Source organism: Candidatus Acidiferrales bacterium, from assembly GCA_036514995.1.
GTDB lineage: Bacteria > Acidobacteriota > Terriglobia > Acidiferrales > DATBWB01 > DATBWB01.
This window is the reverse complement of record DATBWB010000029.1, coordinates 1-10,238: the sequence shown is the minus strand read 5'-3', so window position 1 is coordinate 10,238 and position 10,238 is coordinate 1. Positions and strand designations below refer to the sequence as shown.

General features: G+C 61.3%; 9 protein-coding genes and 1 tRNA gene. 7 read left to right on the top strand and 3 right to left on the bottom strand.

What is annotated here, in order from left to right:
- On the top strand, positions 1 to 1,187 hold a 1,187-nt coding region (locus VIH17_02420; protein HEY4682085.1), incomplete at its 5' end, for a DHHA1 domain-containing protein.
- A gap of 117 nt (positions 1,188 to 1,304) precedes the next feature.
- Positions 1,305 to 1,380 (top strand) — tRNA-Ala (locus VIH17_02415).
- 179 nt (positions 1,381 to 1,559) lie between these two features.
- Here VIH17_02415 and VIH17_02410 read toward each other — a convergent pair.
- Both VIH17_02410 and VIH17_02405 read right to left on the bottom strand, forming a co-directional pair.
- The gene (locus tag VIH17_02410) at positions 1,560 to 2,036 is read right to left on the bottom strand and encodes a PilZ domain-containing protein (protein ID HEY4682084.1); all 477 of its coding nucleotides are present in this window, start codon (positions 2,034 to 2,036) and stop codon (positions 1,560 to 1,562) included.
- Positions 2,037 to 2,254: 218 nt separating this feature from the next.
- Positions 2,255 to 3,865 carry a S41 family peptidase gene (locus tag VIH17_02405; GenBank protein HEY4682083.1) on the bottom strand — a complete coding sequence of 537 codons (1,611 nt, stop codon included), beginning with the start codon at positions 3,863 to 3,865 and terminating at the stop codon, positions 2,255 to 2,257.
- 116 nt (positions 3,866 to 3,981) lie between these two features.
- Between VIH17_02405 and VIH17_02400 the strand changes: the two genes are divergently transcribed.
- Genes VIH17_02400 through VIH17_02390 form a run of 3 tightly spaced genes read left to right on the top strand, consistent with a single transcriptional unit; the run spans position 3,982 to position 5,991 of the window.
- Complete coding sequence (locus VIH17_02400; GenBank protein ID HEY4682082.1) at positions 3,982 to 4,314, top strand: twin-arginine translocase TatA/TatE family subunit; 333 nt, start codon at positions 3,982 to 3,984, stop codon at positions 4,312 to 4,314.
- Positions 4,289 to 5,092, top strand: a complete 804-nt coding sequence (gene tatC, locus VIH17_02395; GenBank protein HEY4682081.1) for a twin-arginine translocase subunit TatC — start codon at positions 4,289 to 4,291, stop codon at positions 5,090 to 5,092. Before VIH17_02400 ends, tatC begins: the two co-directional genes overlap by 26 nt.
- Positions 5,089 to 5,991 carry a M28 family peptidase gene (locus VIH17_02390; GenBank protein HEY4682080.1) on the top strand — a complete coding sequence of 301 codons (903 nt, stop codon included), beginning with the start codon at positions 5,089 to 5,091 and terminating at the stop codon, positions 5,989 to 5,991. Before tatC ends, VIH17_02390 begins: the two co-directional genes overlap by 4 nt.
- Positions 5,992 to 6,353: 362 nt before the next feature.
- On the opposite strand, the gene nadB is transcribed toward VIH17_02390, so the two are convergent.
- On the bottom strand, positions 6,354 to 8,000 hold the full coding sequence (nadB, locus tag VIH17_02385; GenBank protein HEY4682079.1) for an L-aspartate oxidase: 1,647 nt from the start codon (positions 7,998 to 8,000) through the stop codon (positions 6,354 to 6,356).
- A gap of 143 nt (positions 8,001 to 8,143) precedes the next feature.
- Here nadB and aroB point away from each other — a divergent pair, with 143 nt between their 5' ends.
- A complete protein-coding gene (gene aroB / locus VIH17_02380; protein ID HEY4682078.1) occupies positions 8,144 to 9,247 on the top strand; it encodes a 3-dehydroquinate synthase in 1,104 nt (367 codons plus the stop codon).
- Positions 9,244 to 10,056: a ubiquinone/menaquinone biosynthesis methyltransferase gene (locus VIH17_02375; protein HEY4682077.1), complete on the top strand. Its 813-nt coding sequence runs from the start codon at positions 9,244 to 9,246 to the stop codon at positions 10,054 to 10,056. The genes aroB and VIH17_02375 overlap by 4 nt, the downstream gene beginning before the upstream one ends.
- The last annotated feature ends 182 nt before the right edge of the window (positions 10,057 to 10,238 follow it).

Sequence of the window (10,238 nt, the reverse complement as noted above, 5' to 3'; positions counted from 1 at the left end):
AAACTGCGTTTTATCCCACTTCGGGCGGCCAGCCCAACGACCTCGGGACGATCGGAGGCGTCGCGCTCCGTGACGTTCAAATCAACGAGAGGGGCGAGGTCGCCCACATCGTCGTTGGAGAAGCGGCAAGCTTGTCCCGAGTTTTCTCGACAGGAACGGCCGTTCATTGCATAGTGGACTGGGCGCGGCGCTTTGACCACATGCAGCAGCATACCGGCCAGCACGTGCTCTCAGCGGCCTTTGTTCGCCTCTTCCGGTTTGAGACTGTCAGCTTTCATCTCGGAACAGAGATCTCGACGATTGATCTGGCGGCTCCCTCGGTTGTGCCTCGACATCTTGCCGAGGCGGAAGAGCTTTCCAACCGCACGGTGATTGAGAACCGCCCCGTCCACGCCCGCTTTCGTGACGCCGAGACGCTTGACGAAGAGATGCTGCGCCGCCCCGATGTATCGGGGCGCCGCGCGGTGGAGCGTAAGGGCGAGCTGCGGCTGATTGAGATTGAGGATTTCGACCTTTGCCCATGCGGCGGCACGCACGTGGCGCGCACCGGCGAGATTGGGCCTATCTTCGTACGAAAGGTCGAGAAGCTCAAAGGGAACTGGCGGGTGGAATTTGTCTGCGGCTGGCGCGCCATTCGGCTTGCCAAGGCGGATTTTTCGACCCTCACCGAGGCGGCCAGAATGTTTTCCTGCGCTCTCGAGGAAGTTCCCGGCCTTGTCCGGAAGCAATTCGAAGAGCGCAAACAGGTGGAACAAGACCGCGGCCAACTTCTGGCGCGCCTGGCTGAATGCGAGGCTCGAGAACTGCTCGCCCCGTACCATCACGGTGCGGGGCTTGCCGCAGCGACGGTCGAGGGCGGGTGCCGGCTCGTTGTCAAGGTCTTCGATGCGGCCGATGCGAACTATTTGCGACAGCTTGCCACGCGGCTGATTGCTGAAGAGAGCGTGGTCGTGCTTTTTGCCAACCGGGCCCCGAACCTTTATGGTTCGGGGCAGACCACGCCGGCTGCCGTCATCTTCGCCCAGTCCGCCAATCTTCCCGGTGACATGGGCTCGCTCCTCCGTGCCGTCTTGGAGGAGTTTGGCGGCAAGGGTGGCGGGTCGAAACAATTCGCGCAGGGAAGCGTGCCGGATCCGTCGGCGCTCGATGGAATTCTCCGTCAGGCTCTCGAGCGCCTGCGCTCCTGACGAGGAAACGCTGCCGCCGCTCGACGTGAACCCACTGAAGCCTTGCCCTGAAGTAAATCCTTGCCGTGGCGGGCTGTCTTGGAGGCCGAGGGCGGCCTATGTTAGGATGAGGCCCGTGGGCGGCTAGCTCAGTTGGGAGAGCGCCGCGTTCGCAACGCGGAGGCCGTGGGTTCGAATCCCATGCCGTCCACCAGCCCAAAAGAGCGAAAATCGAAATTCGAAAAGCGAAAATCGGGTCGCAGCGATCTGCGGAGGCCGTGGGTTCCCTTCGACTCGTCCGGCACGGCGGACTCGCTCAGGGTAAACTCCTCCCATGCCGTCCACCAATTTCAAGACTCAAGACCTAAGACCTGCCACCTGTCACCTGACGTTCTAGCGGCTTTCTGACCGGCTGCGTTCGTAGGTGTTTTGCCAGAACTCGGTGCTGGCGAGGCACTCGGCCCCCACTGCTCTCCGGCCACTCGCGTCGGGATTTCCGACCCAAATAATTCGAAAAACCATCAGGTGTTCTGACACAGAAGGCGAAGTAGAGGGATCGCGCATCCGAATGTGCAACTCCTTGCCAACCTTGACCGGCCGGTTCAGAAGAATCCGACCGCCGTCGCGGGAGATTTCCAGCGTGGCCGTCTTTTCGACAAAAAAATTATGCTCGGCATCGTAGCCGGAGACCTCAACGGGGAAAGAAGCGATCAGGCGCTCGGAGCGACGCCGCTCGATTTGAGCTGCCGCGGGACTCGCGCGACTGGAATGGTTCTTTGTGCCCATGGTTCGTACCTTGCTGTAGCTTCCTGGCGGGTCGGGAGGGTGGCCCGGGGGCAAACGCTTCTCTTCACGGCTCAAGCAATCCATGCGCCAATCCCTATGCGGGCGAGGACAACGCTAAGTGCTTCAAACGCTGGGGAATCGAGCGAATCTCCGCCTGCCATGGGAGGCAATTTGGAACCCTATTCCAAAGTGAGATTCTGATTCGGGATTGGAACGAGTAGCGGGATGAGTCCCGATATAGCAGCGACGCGTTTTTAGCGCGTCATGCCTGTCGGCCTGAAGGCCGATACTGCCTTATCAAGCTAGCGTCGGATCCGCGGCTGGGAAAGGCGTTCGGCGAGCACTCGCTTGGCCTTGTCGTTGAGCTCACGCGCCAGGGGAATGGAGGTAATCGCTTTTTGGACCTGCACGTCGCCCTCGAGCTCGACTCGGAAGGCTTCATTGGCGCCATAGATGGACAGAAACAACTCCCTCTTGATCTTGCGCTTGATCCAGTCGAGGTTTTCCGTGATATCCGGCTCGGTGAAGGACACTTTCTGCTGATCGAGAAACTTGCGGAAATCCTGCAGCACCTCATCGTTGGCCTGGAAGTCGCGGGCGATGTCAGGGTGTTCGGCCAGGTAATGCTTGGCAAAGCCGCCCACGCCCATTTCGAGGGGATAGACGACATCGCGGCGGAGCAAGAGTTGCTGGAAGCGATTCAATTCCGGTGTGGGCACCGTCACATCGGGAGTGATGCCGCCGCCGCCAAAGACCTCCCGGCCGGCATCGGTTTGTTTCACCTCCGCCTCTTTGGTGCGGTTTCCCTTTGGGCCGTAATAATACTCGTAGAGCGAAACGTGGGCATAGTCTCGCTGAATCAGGCGTCCGGAGGGCGTGTAATACTTGGCGGTGGTGAGCGCCAGGCCGGCATCCTCATCGAGCGGGTAGATGGTCTGCACCAGACCCTTGCCGAAACTGGTTTCGCCGAGCACCAGACCCCGGTCGTGATCTTGCAGGGCGCCGGCCACGATCTCGGCAGCGCTGGCCGAATAATGATTGATCAGGACGATGACCGGCACGTCCAAGCCGCCGCTGCCACGAGTGGCATAGTAGGGCTTCTCGGCTCCCCGGCCACGATGGGAAACAATAATTTGGTTCTTTTGCAGAAACATGTCGGCGACGGCCACGCCTGCGCTCAGCAGCCCGCCCGTGTTGTTCCGGAGATCGAGAATCAGCCCCTGAAGATTGCGGGCGTTCAATTTGACGAGGGCTTCGGCCAGTTCTTTGTCGGTAACTTCGTTGAAACTGGTCAGCCGAATGTAGCCGATCCCCGGCCTTACCAGCAGGTATTGATCCACGCCGTGGCGGGGGATTTCATCCCGCACCACGGAAACGTTGAGTGGTTCGAGAAGGCCCTCGCGGCCGAGGGTGATGGAAACCGCGGTTCCCTTGGGACCTTTCAACATGTCGGCCACCTCGGTGGTCGTCATGTTGGCGGTGGACTTGCCGTCCACCCCAAGGATGACGTCGCCCGGCCGGATGCCGGCGCGATAAGCGGGCGAGTTATAGAAGGGCGCCAGCACAACGGTCTTGCCGTCGCGCGGGGCCACCTGCATGCCGACGCCGTAGTACCGCCCGTGCTGCTCTTCGCGCAGCAATCGGAAGCTGCGCGGATCAAAAAAGGCCGAGTGGGGATCCAGCGTGCGCAGCATTCCGGGGATAGCGCCCTGGTAGAGGGCTCGCTCAGCGTCCACCGGGTCGGCGTAATTCTGCTCGACGATGGCAAACACTCGGGTAAACTGCTTGATGGCATCCTGCACGTCGGTGGCAGCGCCGGTGGCCTGGACGCGCGGGCCGTAAAGGCCGCCCAGAAGCGCGCCAAGGGCGAGCACCGACAGGGCCAGCCAGAATCCGCGGTTGCGTAAACGCATGCCTGATCCCTTTTCCTGACCTGAACTTCCAAAGCAGTATAGCACAGGCCCCCGGAGCGCCAAAGGGCGCTGATTGACACCCTTGCACCTCTTCCTTATGATGCCCTTGAGGGCTTATGGGCTCCATCGGCTTCACCGAAATGCTCTTCATCGCCCTCTTGGCCTTGCTTATCTTTGGGCCCAGGAAGCTGCCCGAGCTGGCCCGCACGATTGGGAGAACGATGGCCGAATTTCGGAGGGCTTCCGGCGACCTCCGCCATCAACTGGAAGATGAGGTGCGCACGCTGGAACAGCAAGCCCAATCCGCCTTGGACGGTGCTGAGCCCCACCCGACCGCTGCTTTGCCTGCCCCGTACCAACAAGGTGGTACGGAGCCTGCCCCGTCGGCTTCGGAGTCCGCCGCCCCGGAGATGCCCAAAACGGATGCCGAACCAAACACGCCTGCCTGACAACGAAGAAAGTTCCTCGAAGATGTCTTTTTTTGAGCATCTCGAGGAATTGCGTCGGCACATTCTCTATTCAGTCGGCGCGCTGGCGGTGGGCGCCGGGGTCGGGCTTTATTACGCTAACCGGATTTATCAGTGGCTTGCCGTGCCGATGCTCGAAGCTTTGAGAAAAGAAAAAATGGCCGTTCAGCTCGTCTTTACCGATCCGGCTGGCCCTGTCAAACTCTACATCACGGTCGGGCTGTACGCTGGCGCCGTCATCGCGCTGCCCTTCATCCTCTGGCAGCTTTGGCAATTCGTCGCTCCGGGGCTTTACAAACATGAGCGCCGCGTCGTCGTGCCCTTTGTCTTCTTCTCGACCGTGTTGTTCCTCGCCGGCGCCATCTTTGCCTTTCTGGTTCTCCTGCCCTATACGCTGCGCTTCCTGGTGGTCATCGGCCAACCCTTCCAACCGATGATTTCCATAAACGCTTACTACGACCTGGCGATCATCATTTTGTTCGGCACCGGGCTCATCTTTGAGTTGCCCATCGTAATCTTTTTCTTGTCCCTCATCGGGGTTGTCACGCCTGGCTTTCTCTGGCGCAATTTTCGTTACGCGGTGTTGGTCATTGCACTGGCCGCCGCCGCGGTCACCCCGACCACCGATATCTTTACGATGTGCCTGTTCATGGTCCCGATGATGCTCCTTTACCTGGTTAGCATCGGCGTTTCCTATTTTGTCGTGCGGCGAAAGCGCCGGGCGGCCCCGCCGCGGCGGGCTGCGGAGCCGGCCAAGTGACCTCCCGGCCGTCTCTCCTCGCCTTATGCTTGTTTCTTTCCTGTCTGGGCCTCAGCCAGTCTTGCCTGGCAGAGGCGAAACCCCCGCCCGCGCGCTTTGACGCTGGGCGCGCGTTTCACCACGTCGCCAACCTGGTGGCCATCGGGCCACGGCCTTCCGGTTCGCCGGGCATCGCGCGGGCCCAGGGCTACATCGAGCAGACGCTCGGGAGCTTGGGCGTCGCATTCGAGGAGCATACCTTCACAGCGGATACGCCGGTCGGCCCGCTTGCCATGATGAACATTATCGCCAAGATTCCCGGCGAGTTGCCTGGTGTCGTTTTGCTCGCAACGCACTACGACACCAAGCGGCTGCCTGATTTTGTGGGCGCGAACGACGGCGGATCTTCCACCGGGTTAATGCTCGAACTGGCCAGGGTTCTGGCTGCTTCCCGGCCAAGATTCACCGTCTGGATCGCGTTCCTGGACGGCGAAGAAGCCATCGTCGAATACGGGCCGAACGACGGCTTTCATGGCAGCCGGCACCTGGCGGCAAAGATGCAAGCTTCGGGCGAGCTCAAGAGGGTGCGCGCCATGATCCTGGCCGACCTGATCGGCGACGCTGACCTGGACATCCGCCGGGAGATGAATTCCTCGCCCGCGCTGGTCCATCTGATTTGGAAAACGGCCCGCGAATTGGGCTATCAGAAGCACTTTCTGCCCGAACGGGTTTCGATCCTCGATGACCACGTGGCCTTTGTTCAGCGCGGCGTCCAGGCGGCAGATCTGATTGATCTGAACTACGGCCCGGGCAACAGCTATTGGCACACGCCCCAGGATACGCTGGACAAGATCAGCCCCAGGAGCTTGGGCGTCGTCGGGAGGGTGATCCTCGCCACGTTGAAGAGGCTGGCTCCCTAGTCTCGTGAGTCAGATGTTCGCTGCATAAACCGGACCGTTATGAAGTGCGGCGGCTTGCCGCCGATTTCCTGGAGAAGATGTTTGCTTCTGCTCCAACCCATAGAAGGCATAGAAGCAAGCCTCCACCCGAGAAGGCGGGAGCAAGCTCCCGCACTCCGCACGCACGGGTTGGTCACCTTGGAATTATTGAACGAAGTTCTGAGACAGGACACTACAAGCCATCTCATAAATAGGTGTACGCCCTTTGAAGGAGAGGACTTGCTTGGCCAGGCTTGGGAAAAGCCGCAAATTCGAGGGTTTTCTGGAGGGCCGCAATGTTGTTCTTCTCCGCTGCGTCATTTCACCTATTTATGAGATGAGTTCTAGAGAAATCTTGTCGGCTGGCCCCTGCGCACCAGGGAATGTTTGGCGAAGCGGTCGTCATGATAGGGAAAGTCCGACCGGTAGTGGGCGCCGCGGCTCTCTTCGCGGGCGAGGGCCGAGCAGGCAATGACCTTGGCCACTGTCCACATGTTCAGCAGCTCGTACTCCTGCCGGCTAGCTTTTTCCGGCGGCGAGATCGGCATGGCCTCGAGCTGCTCGATGGCTCGCCGGAGCTCATTGCCCGAACGGATGATTCCCACCTCGCGCCACATGATGTTTTGGATCTCCCGCCCGCGCTTGTGAACCGCTTCGTTCCTGGGCGGATTCTTGCCGCGCAGGGGAGCCATTGGGCCCTCGCATCGGCCGTGGTTGGCGTGGCCGGTGGGATTGCTCGCCCCGATTCTATCGGGGCGAGCGGCCGCGGCGGCCCGGGGACGCGTGGCACCCTTTAGGTCCGCCAGCATCGTCCGCCCGGCTTGAGCGCCGAAGACAATGCCTTCCAGCAGTGAGTTGCTGGCCAAGCGATTGGCCCCGTGCACGCCGGTGCAGGCTGCCTCGCCTGCGGCATAGAGTCCAGGCAGGGTGGCGCGGCAGAAAAGGTCGGTGCGCACGCCTCCCATCGCGTAATGGGCTGCTGGATGAACCGGGATCAAGTCCGTGCTAATGTCCAGGTTGTGCTTCAAGCAAGTCTCGTAGATGCGCGGAAAACGCTTCTTGACGTGTTCGGAGTCCAGACCCGTCATATCCAGATAGACGAAGTCGGCCGAAGTCCGCTGCATTTCGAGCAGAATGCTCCGTGCCACAATGTCGCGCGGCGCCAGATCGCCGGAGTCATGATGCTGGTGCATGAATGGCTCCAGGTCCACGTTGCACAGTTTTCCCCCCTCGCCGCGCAGCGCCTCGGAAAGCAAAAACCGCGGGGCGGCTTTGACGCGCAGCGCGGTGGGATGGAACTGGATGAATTCCATGTCGGAGAGTTCCGCCCCGGCGCGGTAAGCGATCGCCACGCCATCGCCCGTTGCCACTTCCGGGTTGGTGGTTTCCCGAAAAACCTGCCCGAGGCCTCCCGTGGCCAGGAGAACGGCCTGGGCGCGCGTTTCGAAGGGTACTCCTCGCTGCTCGTCCAAGCCGCGAATGCCCACGACCGCGCCTTTTTCCACAATCAGATCGGTGGTGAAGAAAAATGGCATCAGGCGAACAGTGGAAAGCGTCTTGACCTTGGCGAAGAGGGCGCGACTGATTTCCTGGCCGGTCGAATCGCCGTGAGCATGAAGAATGCGCGAGCGGCTGTGAGCGCCCTCCTTGGTAAAGGCCAGCTTCGTGCCCTCGCGGTCAAATTGCGTGCCCCACTCAATCAATTGATGGATGTATTGCGGTCCTTCCTCAACCAGCGTTTTCACTGCCGCCACGTGGCAAAGCCCGTCCCCGGCGTTGATGGTGTCTTGAAAGTGCAGCCCGATCTCGTCTTCATCGGAGAGAGCCACCGCGATGCCGCCCTGCGCGTAGGCGGTGGCGGATTCGGTCAATTCCGCTTTGGCGAGAACCACAACCCGGCCGGCGGAGGCGAGTTCGACGGCGGCCCGCAGGCCGGCGACTCCTGCCCCGATCACCACAAAATCGGTTTCGATGGGAGCACTTGCTTTCATGAGGAAACGACGCGCTGCGGAAACGATACTAGCGCACGCTGTCGCACGGCGCAAGCTAGCCCGTCCCGCTCTGCGGGAGGCGAGCGAGGCAATTGTGCTTTATTGATCCTCGTTCCGATGTTATAAATTTAGTTCTGCGCGCCATGTCCAGCGTCCAATCTCGCACCATTTTCGTCCGCGTCGGGCCGGATCCCTACCCCGTGCACTGCGGTTCCGGGTTGCTGGCCGATCTGGCCAAGCTTCTGCCCTTGCACCGGATGGACTACACGAGCATCTTCACGCTGAGTTCGAGAAACGTCTGGAAGCACTGGGGCGGCGCTATAGAAAAAGCGCTGCGGCGATTGCCAGGGAAGGCGCAAACCTTGCTTTTTGATGACAGCGAGGCGAAGAAGACCATCGCCACGGCGGAGAAGGTGAGCCGGGAGCTGGTACGCCGGGGTGCCGACCGCGGTTCCTTGCTCGTGGCCGCCGGCGGCGGAGTGGTGGGCGACGTGGTGGGTTACGTTGCCGCGACCTACATGCGGGGCGTGGACTACGTGCAGGTTCCGACCACGCTGGTCGCGCAAATTGACAGTGCCATCGGCGGCAAGACGGGTGTCAACGTGCCGGAAGGAAAAAACCTGATCGGCGCGTTCCACCACCCGCGCGCCGTGGTGGCGGATGCGAAAGTTCTGGCGACGCTCGACGCGCGTCAGTACCGTTCCGGTCTATATGAGGTTGTGAAATACGCCGTGATCGACGATGCGCAGCTTTTCCGTTTCCTGGAAAGCACGTTCAACCCGCTCCTGGCGCGGAAGACGGCTGCGCTCGACTACATCATCCCGGCCTGCGTGCGCATCAAGGCGCGGATTGTGGAGGCCGATGAGCGCGAACAAAATCTTCGCCGGGTACTCAACTTCGGTCACACCATCGGCCACGCCCTGGAGGCGGTCACGGGCTATGCTCGCTTCTCGCATGGCGAAGCAGTTGGCTGGGGCATGTTGGCGGCAACCGACCTGGCGCGGCGGCTCGCCAGGATGGCTGCCGAGGACGCGGCCCGGATTCGCGCTCTGATCGGGCGCCTGGGGAAATTGCCCGCTCTCAGCGGTATTTCCTCCGCGGCACTCTACCGCCAACTGTTTGCTGACAAGAAGGCGCGGGCAGGCAAACTCTGCTTTGTCCTGCCCCTTTCGATTGGCCGGGTGGAGATCGTTCCTGGCGTTCCGGAAAAAATTGTGCGCGAAACGCTGGCAAACCTGGCGCCGTGACCAAGAGCCACCCACGCCGCAAAGAAGAGCAGCCGGCCGAAGGAATGCGGCCCCGGCCGGGGGGCCGGATTCTTTCCGAGCCCGATGCCGCCGGGCACGTCCGCGAAATGTTTTCCCGGATCGCGCCGCGCTACGATCTCCTGAACCATCTCTTATCGTTTTCTCTGGACCGCGTCTGGCGATGGCGCGTGGCGCGGCGATTCGGCGAGCTGCTTTCGCGGGATGGCTCCCGGGTCGTGGACCTATGCTGCGGTACCGGCGACCTTGCTCTCGCGCTTGCCCGCCAAAGTCGTGGTGGGCTCAGCCGGGATTGCCCGGCGCAGATCTTCGCCTGCGATTTTGCTCCGCCGATGCTGGCGCTGGCAGCCGAAAAAACATGGCGGCGTGGCGCCCGCATCCACCTCGCTCACGCGGACGCGCTCGAGCTTCCTTTCCCGGACGGGCAGTTTGACCTGGCGGTGAGTGCCTTTGGCTTTCGGAATCTGGCGAATTACGAGAGGGGAGTGCGCGAAATCTTTCGCGTGCTGAAACCGGGCGGGTGGGCCGCGATCCTGGAATTTTCGCTCCCGCCGAATCGGCTTTGGCGCTCTCTCTTCGGCTTGTACTTCCGGCACATTCTTCCCCGCGTGGGCACCGCCATTTCCGGCGTTGTCGGCCCCTATCAATACTTGCCGGACTCGGTCTATGTGTTTCCGCTGCGGGAGGAACTGGTCAGACTCTTCGAGTCGGCGGGATTTGTGGAGGCGAGCTTCGAGGAATGGACGGGCGGCATCGTCGCGCTCCACACCGCTCGCCGGCGCCCTGTCTAGTTGTCCCTGTTAGAGAGGTGGGCTATTCGCGTGCCCAGCCGGAGTTGCCGCCGTCGCGCCTCATTTCGTCTTCGAGGTCAGAGATGGATTGCTTGACCGCCTCGATCTGGTGGCGCTTTTCGTCAATCTTCTGCTGCTTCTGGGTTAGCTCGTTGCGAGTGTTTTGCTCGCGTAGCGCCTGA